Raw genomic sequence first — 18,730 nt, 5'->3', positions numbered from 1 at the left:
CAAGCTCACCTACGCCTGCCCGTGGCGTGACTCCTGCCAGTGAGCGAAGCGAACCAGCAGGAGGCATGACGTGGGTAGGTGTTAGGTGCAGCGCCTTGTTCGGTATTTTCATTTCCTCCGCTTCATGCGGACTCCCCACCAAATGATCCATGCAAGGGCTGACGCTGCAATAACGACGATTCCAACACAAATGAAATAGGACACCCACGAGTTCCATGTATCAATTTTGCTTGGCGGCGGAGGGTTGTCGGCAGGCCACATGTCGCAAGACCCATGAACGGGCTTGAGCCCAACAAAATCAGTGTAGCAGCCACTTTTTGCCAAGCTAGTGATGTCTTCATTTCTTTCTTATCGAACGTCAAAGGTGAGGCACCGGCTTATTCGGTGTTAAGGGTCATTGTGCTCACTTCCACATGGTCCTCAGGCAATCGTCCACTTCGGCGGGGGCATTGTGATATTCGAGGAGATTCCGGATGCCTAAAAAGTCACTTCGGCTCATGATCTTTGGGAGTAGTTCGATTCGCTTCGGAGTATCCATCAGATGTTCACAAAATCCGAGTGCTGCTCCAGTCTGCACATCATCGCTTCCATTAGCTAAGCACCAGTCACAGTAATTCCAAATCCGCTTGAGCAAATCCAAAGGTGGAGACTGCTTCTCACAAAGCGCCTCGAACTCTTGGTTCAATTCGATCCAGAGCATCATCGGATTGTCCACGAGTCTGGATGCAATGGTCCGCTGGAGCTCAGGAAGTCTTTCGGATGCTTCTCTACGCCATTGGCTCATATTTCTTCTTCACCGAACGTGAAAGATGAGCCATGCGAGCGGGAGAGTGACGAAAACCAAAGAACCTTTGCGAAGACCTGCGTAGCAGCAATCGCATTGGCTCTGGTGCCTTGTTAGGCGGTTTTAGTTTTGGGTTTCCCATCGTTTCTGAAACCATCTCGAAATTTTAGCAGCACTCCGTATCAAGATAATAGCTGCTATGAATTGTATGCCAGAAACTACCAGATCCGCTGGATTAGGAAGCGATCTTTCTGCTGAGATGGCGACATCGCTGGAGGCTGCCTTCATTATGAAACCAACATACAATGCTTTCCCGAGAAGTGACGTTGAGATGATTAGCAAATAAATCCCGATACTCGGGATTGAAACATTGAGGAGTGAGATATGATCTGAGAATTTGATCTCCTCTTCTCCGAGGCGCGCGAATTTAGTAACTAGGCTCGCTAAATGGTGCGCTCCAAAAATAAAAACTAGCCCTACAAGGACAGGCCCAAGCCATATCGCATATCTTATGATGAGCATACGAAATGTTTCATTTTCAGAGTCGTGGGTCGCCCAAAATATTCCGGCGAAAGTAAATCCGGCGGCAATGATTGTCGTAACGGCTAGGTAAATACCATAGCTCTCAAAAAATGCTGCAATAATAGTTCTGATTTTCATCTAATTTTGCCTAACGTCGAAGATGAGCCATGCGAGATGGGGAACGACGAGAATCAAAAAACCTTTGCGAGCACCAGCGTAGCAGCAATCGCATTGGCTCCAGCGCCTTGTTAGGCTCTGTTTTCTTTTCCGTCATCATCTGTTTTCTCGACTCTCACTAAATACAAATAAACATTCAGAGACGTCATAAATACGGCACCGCCTGCCAACAAAAAGGGATCTCGGAAAAAAATTGAGGTGTAGTATCTATCGAAAATATCGATTCCGGCCTTACCGAGAAAATAAGGCATTGTGATGCAAACACCGAGCATGATATTCCCGAATAATACACGCTTCAATAAGCGGACTCCCTTTTTATTTATGAACATGGACATCTTTTCTCCTCGCCGTTTTGGCTTCACAGCAAGCCTGGCTTAGGGCTCGCTCGGCAACGCTAGCTCTTCCCAACTTCAAATTGCCTAACGTCCAAGCTCACCTACGCCTATCCGCGGCGCGCTTCCTGCACGGGAGCGAAGCGACCAGCAGGAAGCGTGACGCGGGTAGGCGTTAGGTGCAGCGCCTTGTTAGCCATTATTTCTTTGCCTTACGGGAATCCAAATGTCCACGGATTGATCCTGTCCGGCTACACTTGGAGCATCAGTCTCGAAGCAGACAGAATCCTCCGGAATCTCAAAGCCAACCTTCGTAATTGCCTCTGCTAGAGAGTCCGCAATAGCACAAATATAATTGGGTGCCTGCTGAAAGAACGCATAGCGCTGTGGGGGTATGTTGTAGCGCGCGCAATTTTGCGCCACAGCACCTCCTCCTTCTGTTTTCAGGGCTGCACAGAAGCGGTCTGCCGTCGGCCAATCCTTCATTCGGTAAACTCCATAGGGAATATCCTCTTTGCTCATGGGAGAAATCTCTGGTCTGTGCTTTGGAAATATCTCCGTCCATAGGATGCAGAAGCCGTTCTCTTGGCTCTGGAGTTCTTCGTAGCTGCGATCCACTCCCGTGAATTGAAGCTGTGGTAGTTCGATAATATGGGGCTCTTTCATGGTTTTTTGGCTAACGTTCAAAATGAGCCATGCGAGATGGAGAGTAACGAAAACCAGAGATGCTTTGCGAATACCTGCTTAGCAGCAATCGCATTGGCTCTAGCGCTTTGTTAGGCTCATTTTTTCTGTTTTTTATCTGCTCTCCAATAATAATTATTTCGGTAATAACTGTCGATTGGATCGTATGGTTCATCATAGCCTTCGGAACGTCTCACTGGGCTAAATGAAGGATACTCCCGACCATCAGGATACGGTACTCCACCATATGGCTGACCACGCCAGTCGGGTTCCCAGTCCTTTGGAGTATGACTGCATGCGCAGAAACACCATGCGAATGCACATAAGATTAAGGCAAATACTTTCGTCGATTTCGATTTCATGTTTTTTGCCTAACGTGAAAGATGGGCCATGCGAAATGGAGAGTAACGAAAACCAGAGATGCTTTACGAATACTTGCGTAGCAACAATCGCATTGGCTCCAGCGCCTTGTTCGGGTGATGGGTTTTCTTTTCTTTTTTCAGGCTGATGGTTTTTAGATAACCCTTGGCTTTTCGATAGCAGTATTTTTACGAATTGGGAATAATGTCACAAATCAGCCGAACGTCCAAGATGAGCCATCGGAATAGCTGGCGCGTGGCGTGCGTCAGCACGACGCGTGACAGCTATGGAGATTGGCTCCAACGCCTTGTTAGGCGGGTTTGTTCTTTTTGTAATAAACTTGAATGTGCTTGTTGAACACTCTATGCGTCCAAATACCGATTAATATATATAACAGGAGCGATGCAGGACTCAACCACGGAGGATCTTCGGGTAATCGGTCCCGCATGAGCATACGAAGCAGGAAGAAAACAAACACGCCCGTCATAACGGATATATCAACTGCAGCTTCTTGGGTATTTTTCCTTAAGTGACGCAATGTGCATAACGTGCCCATCGCTGGGACAGGAAGCCAGATAAAAGCTAGGGCGACCATGAGTATATTATCGAACGAAATACCAGATCTAACAACGGTCGCAATCATGGCATATGGGAAAGCAAACATTAGGACGCTTGCGATAAGATATAAAATCGAAAGTGACTTGAGCGTAATATTCATGTGATTTTGCCTAGACATTATAGCTGAGGGCAAGAGCGATCTGTAAAAGGGAGCGCTTGTCCCCTAAGCGTGGGTTGCCCCGGGAAGCGGGGCCTATCCACAAGGCTGAGAGTATAACCCAAACAACCTGAAAACGAGGACAAGCGCATGAGAAAGACAGAGCACTATGTTGGACTGGATGTCCACAAAGATACAGTGATGGTGGCGGTGGCCGATGGCGGCCGCGAGGGCGAGGTTCGCCTTTACGGGCAGATCAGCAATGATTTGCACGCCATAGAGAAGGCGTTAAGGAAGATCGGATCGGACGGCGGGGCATTGCACGTGGCCTACGAGGCGGGGCCGACCGGCTACGTGATTTATCGCCGGTTGATGCAATTACAGATTGAGTGCGTGGTGGTGGCTGCATCGAAGACGCCGGTGGACAAGGCGGCACGGCGCAAGACGGACCGCCGGGATGCACAGATGCTGGCGCGGTTGCACCGGGCCGGGGAGTTGACCGCCGTGCACGTGCCGGACGCGGCGGACGAAGCCATGCGCGATTTGACCCGGGCCAGGGCGGACGCGGTGCACGACCTGACGCGGGCCCGGCAGCGCCTCAAGTCGTTTTTGTTGCGTCATGGTTATCGTTACTCGGGCAAGGCGAACTGGAGTGAGGCGCACCGTCGGTATCTGCGAGAGCTGGTGTTGCCGTTGCCGGGGCTCAAGGCGGTGCTCGAGGAATACCTTTTGGCCATCAGTCAGTGCGAGGACCGGGTGAACCGGCTGGAGCAATTGCTGGAATTGCAGGCGCCCTTGTGGCGCTTGTATCCGGCGGTCGAGGCTCTGATGACGCTGCGTGGCGTTCAATTGGTCGCCGCAGCCGTGCTGGTCGCAGAGTTGGGCGATATACGCAGGTTTACTCATCCGCGTGACCTGATGGCGTTTCTTGGGCTAGTGCCCAAGGAGGAAAGCTCGGGGCAAACCCGCAAACTCGGTTCGATCACCAAGGCCGGCAACGCCCATGCGCGCTGGATACTGGTCGAAATGGTCCAGCACGCCTGGTTACCGCCCAAGGTCTCCGCGCACTTGTCCAAACGGCAGGAAGGCCAGCCCGTGCACAGAAAAGAATTGGCTTGGAAGGTCCAGTTGCGGCTGCACAGCCGCGCATGGCACCTGAGCCGGCGCGGCGTGATGAAGCCCAAAATCACCGTGGCCCTCGCTCGCGAAATGGCCGGCTTTGTCTGGGCCATGCTCAAAACCGTCGACTGGGATCATATGACTCGCTGCGCATAAGCCAACCACGTCTGCGAAGAGGGGGAGGATGTTCTTTCAAAGGCCGAATGGCGGCACAAGTCAGGGACCGGGCGGCCGGCCCATGCATGTTGACGTTAGGGGCAGCGGTATCGGAGCCTATCCGTCCGCCACGCACGAGCCTAGGGCATGCGGGCAAGACGCACCAATGAACTGTCGGTAACCAACCCGCGTAGATCAGCACGATCACGGTTTACAGCCAGGATCACGCCAACCAACCCACGCACGCGTTTATCCTATAATCGACCGGTCCCTGTCCTGTGCCTCCATCGGCAAAATAGTTTATATAAACAGATACCTGATAAATCATTGGGCTGCCACTGCTTTTTCCCTCTTGCAGAATCGCAGCTAGATCAACGTTAAAGATGAGCCACGGCGCTGGCTGGCGCGCAGCCTGCGTAAGCAGGATGCGTGACAGCCAGTGACGTTGGCTCTAGCGCCTTGTTAGGCTCCTTTCTTCTTTTTTTCTGATTGGAGATGTGAAGAGAGTGATCAGAATAGGAAAGAGCAGTAGTAATACAATCAGCATGATCTGATCTTCCGAAAATATGAGGAATGAGTGGCCGTCTCTTGATGCTGTGCTTCCAGCCCACACACCACAATAAAGCAGAACGATGGCATAGAACCCAAAGAGCAAATGGCGCGATCTGGCATCGTAACCATTCGTCGTCAATCGCCGTAAGAGAAGTATGTCACCAACTAGCAGAAGAATGGCTGGCAGCAGGAAGAAAATCGCTATAGTGTCAGAGAGAGGCGCCATGCTACTCCATATGCTTGCGATTGCGGCAATGACTAAAAGTCCTGCCAGAAGAGCACATGGTGCGAGAACGAGCAACATAAACACTAGAATGACTTGTTGAACTCGGATTTTCATTTTCGCCTAACGTGAAAGATGAGCCATGCGAGATGGGGAGTAACGAAAATCAAAGGACCTTTGCGAATACCTGCGTAGCAACAATCGCATTGGCTCTAGCGACTGGTTAGGCTCCATCATTTCAATATTTCCTTCAAATGATCTCTTGCTGACCGAACCAAAGACATCTGGGTTTCACATATTTTCTGCTCTAAACGATTCGTCTTACTGATTAATGATAAATTCTCGATATAGGCAATCCACTCTTCCATTTCGTCAAGATAATTTTGGTTGTCGTCAGTTATAGCAGTAGATGCGCTGGCAATTATATTAAACTGCTTGACGTCATTGATGTTTTTCAATGCCCCCACTATCTTTATCGCACCATCCAGCCTACTCCAATAGAGAAACAGGAGATCTAGTTGGCCGATTACAGTGGGGAGGGATGGGTAACATATTTTAGAATGTTCGATTGCGGACTGCCTGAACGCGATCTCTAGATCGGTATCCTTCATCTTTTGTGTTTTTGCCTAACGTTTAAGATCAGCCATGCAGGTAGATGGCGCGACTCATGCGTCAGCATGAGGCGTGACAGCTACCGGAGTTGGCTGCATCGCCTTGTTAGGCTAGTTTGACATCGGAAATCCTCCAATATGTGCGCCAGCTCTTGTTCTGGACGGTGGCCGCACGGGGAACTTAGAACAGAATCAGGACAACAACCGAAGCAATCGCCACACGCAAGGAAAGCGTTCCAAGTGGAGAACCACGCAGCCGACACGGTGAGCACTGGCGGGAAGGGCACTATTGCAGTAAAAGCGAGCGGCAGAATAGTGATAACAAAAAACGGCATGGCGAGAATGGTCAGAAAACGCTGGCGCGAAAGGGGGCCAGAATAATGGGCGTAGAACAATAAGCGACTGGGCCACGCACCGATAATCGTGGCGGGAGAACTACCAAACTGCGGATGCACAACAGCGTGAAGAAATTCGTGAACCATGACAAGCGCGACAAAGGAGAGCGGAAACAACACGAGGACGAGAACGAGGTTGGGTGCGTAGAATTCGAGCGGTGCCGACAGACCCACGCGATACCAGCAATACCCAACGAGGAATGCGATTGCGAAGCCGAGAGGCACGGCAAGCAATTGCATTACGAGTGGACCAAGTTCGCGAATCGAACGCCACGAATCGTCCGGTGTAAACTCGTCAGGAATAGGGCCGAGGTAAAAGCGCATGGTGCGTGTAGCCGCCTAACGTCCAAGATGAGCCATGCGAGTGAGAGGGTAACAAATACCAAAAGATCTTTGCGAAAACCAGCGTAGCAACAATCGCATTGGCTCCAGCGCCTTGTTAGGCTCCTTTCTTTTTAAAAACATCTCGCTGCCAATTGTGGAAGAGAATGTGAGGCTTGGATCGGGCAATCATATAATCGGAGTAGGATGGCGCCCCTCTAACGAAATCCAGTTCGTTCCTTGGTTCGAAAATCTTGAAGATTTGTCCCTGCTGCTCTCTCGCAATTTTATCCCAGCCTATAATAATTCTGAAATTAGGTTCGGCAGTGTATTGCGCGAGCCAATCGGCTAACTCACGAATTAATGACCAGCTATAATCCAAGGTTTCACTATCTGTTTTTTGGGGAAGAATGGCCACCCACGCATCATGCCAGACTATCGGCTTTCCATCTTTATCGGGCACCGATTGTGATTCGGTCCAGAACTGGACCCCGGATTTGGTAGTATGGCATTTCATTGTCTGCCTAACAGTGTTATTGAGCGGAACTCGGGGTTCAGGTTTTTGGGGGAAGAGGAAAAAGAGGGGCGCCGAATTTGATCATGGGTAAGTCATTTGTTAATGAGGATCTCAGAAGTCAAATGCAACTTGATTTCCGGCTCGAGTTCGGCTTTTTGGGGACATGGAAACCTTGCAAAACGGAAGCCGAAAAGCGGAACCGAGGACGGCAGAAGAGCGTGAGAGGGAGCGGATTTCTTTTGCGGGGTGGGATGAGGCGTTGAAGGGCGAAGATTGGCCACCGGATGTAAAGGCTCGGCGAAAATATGCGATCATCGGGTTTCTCGGCTTCTGCAAGCGGCAGCATAGTGCGGCTTGCGTGTTATTGATGAAGCATTATCTGGCCACTCTGGAAAAGGAGGGGAAGCTGGCAGGAGAAGCGCGGGAAGCGTTGCGGTGGTTTGTGCGGGAGGCGCGCAAGCGGGGGGCGGCGGGCGGACAACGGCGCGACGCCGCCGGGGAAGCGGGGGGAGACGCGGGAGGACGAGAGTGGTCGTCGGATCGCTCGCTGCCGTCGGCGGGCGCGTCGGATTTGGGAGGGCCGGAATGGGAACAGGCGTTGGTAAGGGCGGTGCGGCTGGCGCATTTCCAGTGGCGGACGGAGCAGACGTATCGGCAATGGGCGTGGCGGTATGTGGAGTTTATACGGCCGAGGTCGCCGCAGTCATCGGTGGCGGCGGATGTACGCGGGTTCCTCGAGCACCTGGCGGTGGAGTTGCGGGTGGCGCCCGCGACCCAGAAGCAAGCCTTGAACGCGGTGGTGTTTCTGTTGAGGGAGGCGTTGCGGGTGGAGCCGGGGGATTTTTCGGATTTCCAGCGCGCGATGCCTTCGCGACGGGTGCCGACGGTTCTGACCAGGGAGGAGGTGCGGCGGCTGTTCGCGGCGCTGAGGGGAACGACCCGGCTGATGGCGGAACTGGCCTACGGAAGCGGGCTTCGGCTGACGGAGCTGTTGCGGTTGCGAATCAAGGATGTGGATACGGCGCGCCTGCAGGTGACGGTGCGGGCGGGCAAGGGCGACAAGGACCGGCCGTCGGTGCTGCCGGAGAGTCTGGTGGCCGGGCTGAGGGCGCATGTCGAGCGGTTGCGGGGGTTGTGGGAGGCGGATCGGGCGGCCGGGGTGGCGGGCGTGTGGCTGCCGGAGGGGCTGGCGCGGAAATACCCGGGCGCCGGTGAGCAGTGGGTGTGGCAGTGGCTGTTTCCTTCCCGCGAGTTGTCGGTGGATCCGCAGACGGGGTTGCGCCGCAGGCACCATGTGCTGGACAGCGCTTTTCAGAAGGCGATCAAGGGGGCGGGAGAGGCGGCAGGCATTGACAAGCGGGTGACTCCGCACGTGCTGCGGCATTCTTTTGCCACGCATCTGCTGGAGGCGGGCTCGGATATCCGCACCGTCCAGGAGCTGCTGGGGCATGCCAAGGTGGAGACAACGCAGATATACACGCATGTGATGCGCCGGCCCGGACTGGGAGTGCGGAGTCCGCTGGACGGATAGGGGCGGGTGATGATGGATTTCCGATTTTGGATTCTGGATCTGAAATTTCGACGGGTAGGCAGGGGCAACAGGCTTGCATTCCCGAATGCAGGCTTGCGGGGCGGCGTTTCAGGCAGGGTTTGTTCGGCCGGGGCGAATTTACGCGAGCTTCGCCCCGTCACGTCCCCGGGGAGAGGTGGTGGCGTCGGGAGGGAGCAGGTGGCTGGAGGGGCAGGCTCACGGGTCGGGACCGGCAAAACCGGGTTGCCGGTGGCAGATTCCAGGGAGTCGAGTACGTGAGGATTTTGTATGACTCCTTTCGGGAGGCAAGCCTGTGTTGTTTGCCGGGATGCAAAAAACAGGCGGCCCGCATCGGCGGGCCGCCCGGAGGGAGGAGGGACATTGGTGTCTGCGCAGGTACGCGACGACGTCGCGTACTGACCGGAGGCCCGGTGATCAGGCTTTGGCGGGTTCGGCGAGGCGTTCGAGGAGGAGGTCGAGCACTTTTTCCGAGGACTGCGTGATGACGGTGCCGGGGCCGAAGATGGCGGCGGCTCCGTTTTTGAAGAGATAATCGTAGTCCTGCGCCGGGATGACGCCGCCGCAGACGAGGAGGATGTCCTCGCGGCCGAGTTTTTTCAGTTCGTCGCGGAGTTGCGGGAGGAGCGTCTTGTGCCCGGCGGCGAGCGAACTCATGGCGACGGCGTGGACGTCGTTCTCGACAGCCTGGCGGGCGGCTTCGGCGGGCGTCTGGAAGAGCGCGCCGATGTCGATGTCGAAACCGAGGTCGGCCATGGCGGTGGCGACGACCTTGGCGCCACGGTCGTGGCCGTCCTGGCCGAGCTTGGCGATGAGGAGGCGGGGTCGGCGGCCTTCGAGTTTCTCGAATTTTTCGATTTTCTGTTTGATGGAGTTCACGGTTTTGCTGTCGCCGAATTCTTTGCCGTAAACGCCCGAGATCGAGCGGATTTGGGCCTGGTAGCGTCCGAAGTGGTTTTCGAGTGCAGTGGAGATTTCGCCGAGGCTGGCGCGGGCTTTGGCGGCTTCGACCGCGAGGGCGAGGAGGTTGCCCTCGCCAGTGCGGGCGCACTCGCCGAGGGCGGCGAGGGCGGCCTGGCAGGCGGTGTTGTCGCGCTCGGCGCGGAGCTGTTTGAGGCGCTTGATTTGGGACTCGCGGACGGCGGTGTTGTCGACTTCGAGGATGTCGAGCGGGTCTTCGTGATCGAGGCGGTATTTGTTGAGGCCGACGATGGTTTCCTTGCCGGAGTCGATCTTCGCCTGGCGGCGGGCGCTGGCTTCCTCGATGCGGAGCTTGGGGATGCCGGCTTCGATGGCCTTGGTCATGCCGCCCATTTTTTCGACTTCATCGAGGTGGGCGCGGGCTTTTTGCAGGAGTTCTTCGGTGAGGTGTTCGACGTAGTAGCTGCCGGCCCAGGGGTCGACGACGTTGCACACGCCGGTTTCCTGCTGGAGGTGGAGCTGGGTGTTGCGGGCGATGCGGGCCGAGAAGTCGGTCGGGAGGGCGATGGCTTCGTCGAGGGCGTTGGTGTGGAGGGACTGGGTGTGGCCGCAGACGGAGGCGAGGGCCTCGAGGCAGGTACGGGCGACGTTGTTGAACGGGTCCTGCTCGGTGAGCGACCAGCCGGAGGTCTGCGAGTGGGTGCGGAGGGCGCGGGACTTCGGGTTTTTCGGGTTGAACCTGCCGACGATTTCGGACCAGAGGGTGCGGGCGGCGCGCATTTTTGCGACTTCCATGAAGAAGTTTTTGCCGATGGCCCAGAAGAAGGAGAGGCGGGGCGCAAAGGCGTCGATGTCGATGCCGGCGGCGACGCCGGTTTTCAGGTACTCGAGTCCGTCGGCGAGGGTGTAGGCGAGTTCGAGGTCGGCGGTGGCGCCGGCTTCCTGCATGTGGTAGCCGGAGATGGAGATCGAGTTGAACTTGGGCATGTTCCTCGAGGTGTACTCGAAGATATCCGCAATGATCTTCATCGAGGGGGTCGGCGGATAGATGTAGGTGTTGCGCACCATGAATTCCTTCAGGATGTCGTTCTGGATGGTGCCGGCCAGTTCGGGGAGTGTGGCGCCCTGTTCGAGGGCGGCGACGATGTAGAAGGCGAGGACGGGGAGGACGGCGCCGTTCATGGTCATGGAGACGGAGACCTTGTTGAGCGGGATGCCGTCGAACAGGGTCTTCATGTCCATGATGGAGTCGATGGCGACGCCGGCTTTTCCAACGTCACCGACGACGCGGGGGTGATCGGAGTCGTAGCCGCGGTGGGTGGCGAGGTCGAAGGCGACGGAGAGGCCGGCCTGGCCGGCGGCGAGGTTGCGCTTGTAGAAGGCGTTGGATTCCTCGGCGGTGGAGAAGCCGGCGTACTGGCGGATGGTCCAGGGTTTGGCGACGTACATGGTGGCGTAGGGGCCGCGCGTGAACGGGGCGATGCCGGGCATGGTGTCGAGGACCGCAGGCGCCGGAAGGTCGGCGGCGGTGTAGGCGGGTTTGACCGGGATCTGCTCGTAGGTCTGCCAGAGGTCGGCGTCGGCCGGGGCAGGGGAGGGGGCGGTCGTGGCGGTGGCGCCGATGGCGTCATCGTAAGCGATTTTGGTGAAGTCGGGTGTGGAAGTGGTGCTCATGTGCGTGTGTGCGTGATGTGCGGCGGGTGCGCGGGTGTATCCGGTGTGTTGTGACGTGGTTTCAGAGGACTCCGATCTTCTTGAGGAGGGCGCTGAGGAGGCCGTGGACGTTGGCGCGGATGTGGATGAATTCGTCGATGCCGTCGGCCTTGAACTGGCTGACGAGGGCTTCGTCGGCGGGGAGGCCGGCGAGGATGACCGTGGTGCCGGGTCTGGCGGCCTTCACGGCTTTGGCGAAGGCGGGGACGAGTGCCGGATAGGTGTCGTCGGTCGAGCAGAGGACGGTGACGGGCGCGCCGGATTTGACGGCGGCTTCGGCAGCGGCTTCCGGTGTGTCGAAGGCCTGTTTGGCGAGGCATTCGAAGCCGGCGGTGGCGAAGAACCCGGCGGCGAAATCGGCGCGGGCCTTGTGCTGGATGACGGGGCCCATCCTGGCGAAGAAGATCTGCGGCGCCTTGCCGGTCTTTTTGGCAAAGGCGGCGGAGGCGGCGCGGAGGGCCTCGAACTGTTCGGCGGCGCGGCGGAAGGCGACCGGCTTGATCCCGTCGTGCTTCGCAGGCGCGGGTGCGGGAGCGGCGGCGGGTTTGCCGGCGGATGTAGCGCAGGCGGCCGGAGCGAGCGGCGTTTCCCTGAGGTTGGGGAAGAGGTTGGTGCCGATGATGCCGGCGCGGCGTTTTCCAACGGCATCGAGTTTTTCCTGGGCGGTTTTGGCGACGAGGTCCTGGAGGTAGCCGGTGCGGAGGGCCGCGGCGTGTCCTCCCCTGGCTTCGATATCCTGGAAGAGTGCCCAGGCCTTGCGGCCGAGTTCATCGGTGAGTTTTTCGACGTACCAGGAGCCGCCGGCGGGGTCGGCGACCTGGGTGAAGCTGAATTCCTCGGCGAGGAGGGTGTGCACGTTGCGGGCGATGCGACGCGAGAAGGCGTCGGTCTTGCCGGAGAGTTCGTCGAAGGGCGCGATGTGCAGGCTGTCGACGCCGCCGAGGACTGCCGAAAGGGCCTCGGTCGTGACGCGGAGCATGTTCACGTTGGGGTCGAGGAGGGTTTTGTTCCACCAGCTGGTGGTGGCGTGGAGGGCCGCGCGGGCGGCGAGGCCGGGGGCGGCGCCGAAGGCCGCGAGGACGCGGGTCCAGAGGGGGCGGAAGGCGCGGAATTTTGCGATTTCGGTAAAAAACTGCGGACCGATGGCGAAGGTGAAACGGATGCGCGTGGCGGCGGTTTCGAGGGAGACGCCGCGTTTGAGGAGTTCGCGGAGGTATTCGGCGGCGGCGCTGATGGCGCCGGCGAGTTCCTGCACGGCGTTTCCACCGGCGTTGCCCCAGATGGCCGCGTTGACGCCGATGGTCTTGAGCGCGGGGGCCTTCCGGCTGGCGTCATTCGTCCAGGTGGCGAGGGCATCATGGAGCGATGCGAGGGGGGAGGGGAGGGAGCCGGCGGCGGCCCAGTGGGCGAGCGGGTCGGCGGCGAGCGAGCCGGTGAGGCTGGCGGGCGCAACGCCCTGATCGGCGGCGCAGGCGAGGTAGAGCGCGGCGAGCCGGGTGGCGTCGGCTCCGGGAGCGAGGTGGACGGGAATGTGTGCGAGGGAGACGCCGGCGAGGGCGGCGGCGAGGTCGGCCGGGCTGTTGATCGCAAGGCCGCAGCAGGGGCAGGCGTCCGATGTGGTGAGAGGCACGCTGTCCTGACCGTGGTTGAGGGCGTCGAGGAGCGTGGCGTTGTACCCGGCGGGTGTGGCGGCGAGGATTTCCTGGGCGATTTCCCAAGGGCGCTCCTTGTAACCGCGGGCGCGGGTGCCGCGCAGGAAAGGGGCGGAGCCGGGAGCGGCGTCGAGGCCCGGGATGCCGGCGATGTCGGCGCGGGTGTAAAGCGGCTGGAGGGCAATGCCTTCCGGCGTGCGGGTTACGAGTTTTTTCTCGAAGGGCACGCCCTTGAGTTCGCCCTCGACAACTTTTTTCCATCGGGCCCAGGAGGCCTGGAGGGCGTCGTCGGGCGACGCGGTTGTGGTGGCGTTGGTCTTGTCGGTGTCGGTCACGGTGCTCACGGTATGGTGAAGAGCGAGTTGTGGTTGGTCAGGGTGAAGGAAGATCTTCTAATAAGAGACTACCGTTTCTCCCTCGGAGCGCGCTCCGCAGATTTTGCCAAGAAATGACTGTCGTGGGGCAACGCATGCGAAGCGGGGGGCTTTCCGATAAGCCATACTGAACATCGCACCCGGCAGATCGTCGGCGCGCTTATTTCTCAATCGTTATGATTACCAGAATTGACCACCTCGGTATCGCCGTTCGTTCGCTCGACGACGCTGTCAACTATTACGAGAAAGCCCTCGGGCTGAAGTGCGAACACCGCGAGGTGGTCGAGTCCCAGAAGGTTTCGACGGCCTTTTTTCACTGTGGCGAAGTGCATATCGAATTGCTGGAGCCGACCTCGCCGGAGAGCCCGATTGCGAAGTTTCTGGAGAAAAATCCCAATGGCGGCATCCATCACGTCGCTTTTGCCACGGATGACGTGGCGGGTCAACTCGCGAAGGCGGCCGGCGCCGGTGTGAAACTCATTCACGAAGTTCCTTTCGAGGGAGCGGCGGGCAAGCTGGTTGCTTTTCTCCACCCGAAGTCTACCTATGGCGTGCTCACCGAGCTCTGCATGCCGAAGCCCTGACCCCCCGAATTATCAAAATCGACCCGGCACCTCCGCCTTTCCCGCTGTGCACCCTGTATGGCGGGCGGATGACGGTTCTGCGGTCAACCTCTTTCCTGGCCCGGGCATGCGCCCCACGCGGGCGCCACGCCGGGCCGCTTCCGAAATCCGACCTCGTCTCCGTACGACCTTTCACCTATGGCTATCGACCCCGTCCTGCTCGAACGACTCCGCAAACATCGCGAAACCGCCCTCAACGGCGGTGGCGCCGACAAACTCGCCGCGCGCCGCGCCAAGGGTCTGCTCACCGCGCGTGACCGCCTCGACGCGCTCTTCACTCCCGGCACTTTCATGGAATCCGGCATGCATGCGCAGCACCAGTGCACGCACTTCGGCATGGAGAAAAAGGAACTCCCGTGTGACGGCGTCGTCACCGGCGTCGGCCACATCGACGGCCGCCCGGTTGCCGCCTATGCCCAGGACTTCACGGTCGGCGGCGGCGCCCTCGGCCAGATCCACGCCAAGAAAATCTGCGACTCCATGGAGTACGCGATGGAGGCCGGCATGCCCGTCATCGGCATCAACGACTCCGGCGGCGCCCGCATCCAGGAAGGCGACGACGCCCTCTCCGGCTACGGCCAGATCTTTTTCAAGAACGTGCTTCTCTCCGGCGTCGTGCCGCAGATCTCCATCATCGCCGGCCCGTGCGCCGGCGGCGCCGCCTATTCGCCGGCGCTGACGGACTTCATCATCATGCTGAAGAAAAACGCCCAGATGTTTATCTGCGGGCCCGACGTCATCAAGGCCGCCACCGGCGCCACCGTCACGATGGACCAGGTCGGTTCGGCGGAGGCCCATGCGAGTGTTTCGGGCAACATCCACTTCGTGGCCGACAACGACCAGCACGCCTTCGAGATCGCGCGCAAGCTCCTCTCGTTCATCCCGTCCAACAACATCATGGACCCCCCGCATCACCCGACGCCGGAGATTTCCCTCGTCGAGGATCCGCGGATGAACGAACTCGTGCCCGCCGACTCGAAGGCCCCCTTCGACGTGCTCAAGGTCATCAGTTATCTCGTGGACGACGCCGACTTCCTCGAGGTGCAGCGCGATTTCGCCAAAAACATCGTCGTCGGGTTCGCCCGCATCCAGGGCATCGTCGTGGCGATCATCGCCAACCAGCCCGCCTTCAAGGCCGGCTGCCTCGACATCGACTCCTCGGACAAGGCCGCCCGGTTCATCCGGTTCGCCAACATCTTCAACATCCCGATCGTCAACCTCGTCGACGTCCCCGGCTTCATGCCCGGCGTCGCCCAGGAGCGCGGCGGCATCATCCGCCATGGCGCCAAGATGCTCTTCGCCTATGCCGCCGCCACCGTGCCGAAGATCACCATCATCATGCGCAAGGCTTACGGCGGCGCCTACCTCGCCATGTGCTCGCGCGACCTCGGGGCCGATCTCGTCTATGCGTGGCCCTGTGCCGAAATCGCCGTCATGGGCGCCGAAGGCGCGGCCAATGTTCTCTTCAAGAAAGAGATCGCCGCCGCCGCCGACCCGAAGGCCAAGGCGCGGGAACTCGCGGACGAATACCGCGAGAAATTCGCCTCACCCTACGAGGCGGCCAGCAAGGCCATGATCACCGACATCATCGAACCCTCGCAAACCCGCGCCGTCGTGGCGATGGCCTTGCGCAACACGCTCAGCAAACGCGAGACCCGCCCGCCCAAGAAACACGGCAACATCCCGCTTTGAAAAAACTGAAAAGCTGAAAAACTGAAATACAGAGTACCGAAGGCGGTCCGGAATCCGGATTCTGAAATTCGAAACCGGAAATCCGGAAACGGACCGTCTCCCGCCTCTGCAACCGATCACCCAACCACTCACCCATGCCCAACGCATTTCTCATCGCGGTCGCCGGGGCCGCCGCCCGGCAACCGGAGGCACCCGCGCCCCTCTTCGGCAGCCAGTGGCTCGCCCTTGCCGTCATTCTCGGAGGCGTGGCCGTGTTCATCGCGCTTGTGGCCATTTTCGGCCGCATCCTCGCCGCCACGCACCCCGATGACGCCACGGTCAAGAAGATCGCCGAACGCGCCGCCGCCGCCGGCACGGGGGCTGCGACTTCCGGGGCTGCCGCCGCCGCACTCGCCGCGCCCGACACCATCGGAGGCATCCCGCCCGAAGTCCTCGCGGTCATCGCCGCTTCCATCACCACCGTCATCGGCCGCAACGCCCGCATCGCCGGCGTTCAGGCCGTGAAACCCAAACCGCTCTCCGTCGAGATGCTCATGCAGCAGTGGTCGATCGAAGGCCGCCGCCAGATCTACTCGTCGCACCAGTTCCGCTAGACCCAGCCAAGGAACACCACCCGTCCGCACCCGAATCTTTAGCATCAATTACCAATGACCAAGAAACTCCGCGTTACCGTTGAAGGCAAAGCCTACGAAGTCCTCGTCGAGATCCTCGATGAAGGAAAAGTTGCCGCGTCCGCCGCCGCTCCTGTCGCCGCTCCGGCTCCCGTGGCCGCCGCGCCTGTCGCTTCCGCCCCCGCGGCGGCTCCGGCTCCTGCTGCGGCCGCGCCGGCCGCGGCCGGTGCGAACGACGTGCCCAGCCCGCTCGCCGGCAAGCTCGTCTCGATCGACGTCAAGGTCGGCCAGACCGTCAACGAAGGCGACCAGGTCGCCACCATCGAAGCCATGAAGATGAACACCTACATCTTCGCTCCCCGCGCCGGCAAGGTCTCGACCATTTTCGCCCATCCCGGCGACGGCGTCGAGGAAGGCGCCCCCCTCCTCCGTATCGAATAACCAATCAATGACGAATGACGAATGACGGATTACGAATGGCAGATCACGGCCCCCCCGAGGCCATTCACCGCTCTGCCGTCATTCGTAATTCGTCATTCGTAATTTCCCTTCCGGGCCCGCCGTTCACACACACTCATGACTCCCGCCATTTCCACCGCCATCACCACCGCGCTCATCGTCGCCGTCGTCGGCTCCGTCGTCGGATACGGTGTCGCCCTGCTCATCAAGCTCCTCTTCCTTGGCATTCGCCAGCTCGGGAAAAAATAACCAACCGCAGCCCGGCCCCCTGCCTCCGCTGCCGCCAGCGACGCCCTCACCCGCGTCAACGACGACCCCGGCAACAACGACCGCATCGCGCCTGATCCTCGCTCCATGAACTTTCACGACATCCTCAACATCTTCCAGGGCGTGACCACGCTCCTCGATTCCGACACCCCGATCCTGATCACCCGCATCGGGCTGATCTTCCTCGGCATGCTGCTCGTCTATCTGGGCAAGAAGGGCACGCTCGAGCCCCTCCTCATGATTCCGATGGGCCTGGCGATGTGCGCGGTCAACGCCGGCGTCCTCTTCCTCGATCCCACCACTGCCGGACACATCGTTCACGGCAGCGCTCCGCTCGCTGATCCCGTTGCGCAGCAGCAGGCCGCCGAACTCGCCGCCTCCGGCCAGATGCATGGCACGCTCTTCATGTCGCCACTCGTCGAGGAGCCCACACGCCTGATCGGCCTCATGCAGATCGATTTCCTCCAGCCGATCTTCACGTTTGCGTTCAGCAACAACCTCATCGCTTGTCTCGTGTTCATGGGCATCGGCGTTCTCCTCGACGTCGGTTTTGTGCTGGCGCGGCCCTTCCTCAGCATTTCGATGGCGCTCTTTTGCGAGCTGGGTACGATTGTCACTTTCCCGATCGCGGTGGCCATGGGTTTCACCTACGGCGAGGCGGCTTCCATTGCCCTGGTTGGCGGAGCGGACGGCCCCATGGTGCTTTTTGGCGCGCTCAAGATGGCCAAACATCTCCTGGTGCCTATTACGATCATTGCCTACCTGTACCTCGGCCTCGTGTATGGCGGTTACCCCTACCTCATCCGGGCGCTCATCCCGGCCAAGCTGCGCGGACTCAAGATGCCGGCCCGCCCCGTGGCCAAAATCACTTCCGGCGAGAAGCTCGCCTTTGCCGTCGTGGCCTGCACGGTGCTCTGCCTTCTGTTCCCGTCGGCCGCTCCGCTCTTTTTCTCGCTCTTCCTTGGCGTGGCCGTCCGCGAAGCCGGGCTGAAAGTGTTTTCCAGCATGATCGAGAGCGTTTTCCTCTACGGTGCGACCATGTTCCTGGGCGTGTTGCTCGGTATCATGTGCGAGGCCTCCACGATTCTCGATCCGAAGGTCGTCCTGCTGCTGATCCTGGGCATTCTCTCGCTGCTGCTGTCCGGGGTGGGCGGCATCATTGGCGGTTACGTCGCGTATCTTGCCAGCGGACGCAAGATCAACCCCGTGATCGGAATTGCGGGTGTCAGCTGTGTGCCGAGCACGGCCAAGGTCGTCCAGAAGGAAGTCAGCAAAGCCAGACCCGATGTCATCGTGCTTCCCGAGGCCCTCGGCGCCAATATCTCCGGCGTCATCACCACCGCGATCCTCACCGGCATCTACGTGACGCTCATCCCGCTGCTCTCGCAGTAATGGCAACAC

17 protein-coding genes are annotated in these 18,730 nt (G+C 58.9%); 8 read left to right on the top strand and 9 right to left on the bottom strand.

Annotated elements, in window-relative coordinates; all coding sequences use genetic code 11:
• Positions 1–403: 403 nt before the first annotated feature.
• From OPIT5_02550 to OPIT5_02530, 5 genes are all read right to left on the bottom strand, one after another.
• Positions 404–703 (bottom strand): hypothetical protein, encoded by a 300-nt coding sequence (locus OPIT5_02550; protein AHF93997.1) that lies wholly within the window; start codon positions 701–703, stop codon positions 404–406.
• A 204-nt stretch (positions 704–907) separates the two neighbouring features.
• Positions 908–1,444 (bottom strand): hypothetical protein, encoded by a 537-nt coding sequence (locus OPIT5_02545; GenBank protein ID AHF93996.1) that lies wholly within the window; start codon positions 1,442–1,444, stop codon positions 908–910.
• Between the two features lie 110 nt (positions 1,445–1,554).
• Positions 1,555–1,755 carry a hypothetical protein gene (locus OPIT5_02540; protein AHF93995.1) on the bottom strand — a complete coding sequence of 67 codons (201 nt, stop codon included), beginning with the start codon at positions 1,753–1,755 and terminating at the stop codon, positions 1,555–1,557.
• A 252-nt stretch (positions 1,756–2,007) separates the two neighbouring features.
• On the bottom strand, positions 2,008–2,502 hold the full coding sequence (locus OPIT5_02535; protein AHF93994.1) for a hypothetical protein: 495 nt from the start codon (positions 2,500–2,502) through the stop codon (positions 2,008–2,010).
• 667 nt (positions 2,503–3,169) lie between these two features.
• Positions 3,170–3,346 (bottom strand): hypothetical protein, encoded by a 177-nt coding sequence (locus OPIT5_02530; protein AHF89301.1) that lies wholly within the window; start codon positions 3,344–3,346, stop codon positions 3,170–3,172.
• Between the two features lie 378 nt (positions 3,347–3,724).
• Between OPIT5_02530 and OPIT5_02525 the strand changes: the two genes are divergently transcribed.
• The gene (locus OPIT5_02525) at positions 3,725–4,849 is read left to right on the top strand and encodes a transposase IS116 (protein AHF89300.1); all 1,125 of its coding nucleotides are present in this window, start codon (positions 3,725–3,727) and stop codon (positions 4,847–4,849) included.
• A 451-nt stretch (positions 4,850–5,300) separates the two neighbouring features.
• Here the strand turns inward: OPIT5_02525 and OPIT5_02520 are convergent, their stop codons facing one another.
• A complete protein-coding gene (locus OPIT5_02520) occupies positions 5,301–5,741 on the bottom strand; it encodes a hypothetical protein (GenBank protein ID AHF93993.1) in 441 nt (146 codons plus the stop codon).
• 116 nt (positions 5,742–5,857) lie between these two features.
• The gene (locus OPIT5_02515) at positions 5,858–6,235 is read right to left on the bottom strand and encodes a hypothetical protein (GenBank protein ID AHF93992.1); all 378 of its coding nucleotides are present in this window, start codon (positions 6,233–6,235) and stop codon (positions 5,858–5,860) included.
• 1,396 nt (positions 6,236–7,631) lie between these two features.
• On the opposite strand from OPIT5_02515, the gene OPIT5_02510 reads away from it, so the two are divergent.
• Positions 7,632–8,999, top strand: coding sequence for an integrase (locus tag OPIT5_02510; GenBank protein ID AHF89299.1), 1,368 nt, complete (start codon positions 7,632–7,634; stop codon positions 8,997–8,999).
• Between the two features lie 435 nt (positions 9,000–9,434).
• On the opposite strand, the gene OPIT5_02505 is transcribed toward OPIT5_02510, so the two are convergent.
• Both OPIT5_02505 and OPIT5_02500 read right to left on the bottom strand, forming a co-directional pair.
• The gene (locus tag OPIT5_02505) at positions 9,435–11,612 is read right to left on the bottom strand and encodes a methylmalonyl-CoA mutase (protein ID AHF89298.1); all 2,178 of its coding nucleotides are present in this window, start codon (positions 11,610–11,612) and stop codon (positions 9,435–9,437) included.
• Positions 11,613–11,673: 61 nt separating this feature from the next.
• Entirely contained in the window at positions 11,674–13,647 is a 1,974-nt protein-coding gene (locus OPIT5_02500; protein ID AHF89297.1) for a methylmalonyl-CoA mutase, read from the bottom strand.
• A 206-nt stretch (positions 13,648–13,853) separates the two neighbouring features.
• Between OPIT5_02500 and OPIT5_02495 the strand changes: the two genes are divergently transcribed.
• The 6 genes from OPIT5_02495 (at position 13,854) to OPIT5_02470 (ending at position 18,721) form a co-directional block, all read left to right on the top strand.
• Positions 13,854–14,261, top strand: a complete 408-nt coding sequence (locus OPIT5_02495; protein ID AHF89296.1) for a hypothetical protein — start codon at positions 13,854–13,856, stop codon at positions 14,259–14,261.
• 177 nt (positions 14,262–14,438) lie between these two features.
• Complete coding sequence (locus tag OPIT5_02490; protein AHF89295.1) at positions 14,439–15,992, top strand: methylmalonyl-CoA carboxyltransferase; 1,554 nt, start codon at positions 14,439–14,441, stop codon at positions 15,990–15,992.
• A gap of 134 nt (positions 15,993–16,126) precedes the next feature.
• Positions 16,127–16,585: a hypothetical protein gene (locus OPIT5_02485; protein AHF89294.1), complete on the top strand. Its 459-nt coding sequence runs from the start codon at positions 16,127–16,129 to the stop codon at positions 16,583–16,585.
• Between the two features lie 54 nt (positions 16,586–16,639).
• Positions 16,640–17,044: a biotin attachment protein gene (locus tag OPIT5_02480; protein ID AHF89293.1), complete on the top strand. Its 405-nt coding sequence runs from the start codon at positions 16,640–16,642 to the stop codon at positions 17,042–17,044.
• A 135-nt stretch (positions 17,045–17,179) separates the two neighbouring features.
• Positions 17,180–17,311: a hypothetical protein gene (locus OPIT5_02475; GenBank protein AHF89292.1), complete on the top strand. Its 132-nt coding sequence runs from the start codon at positions 17,180–17,182 to the stop codon at positions 17,309–17,311.
• A 105-nt stretch (positions 17,312–17,416) separates the two neighbouring features.
• Positions 17,417–18,721: a Na+-transporting methylmalonyl-CoA/oxaloacetate decarboxylase subunit beta gene (locus OPIT5_02470; GenBank protein ID AHF89291.1), complete on the top strand. Its 1,305-nt coding sequence runs from the start codon at positions 17,417–17,419 to the stop codon at positions 18,719–18,721.
• Positions 18,722–18,730: the final 9 nt, after the last annotated feature.

Source organism: Opitutaceae bacterium TAV5, assembly GCA_000242935.3.
In the GTDB taxonomy this organism is placed as follows: Bacteria; Verrucomicrobiota; Verrucomicrobiia; order Opitutales; family Opitutaceae; genus Geminisphaera.
This window is presented reverse-complemented; position numbering and strand designations above follow the sequence as displayed.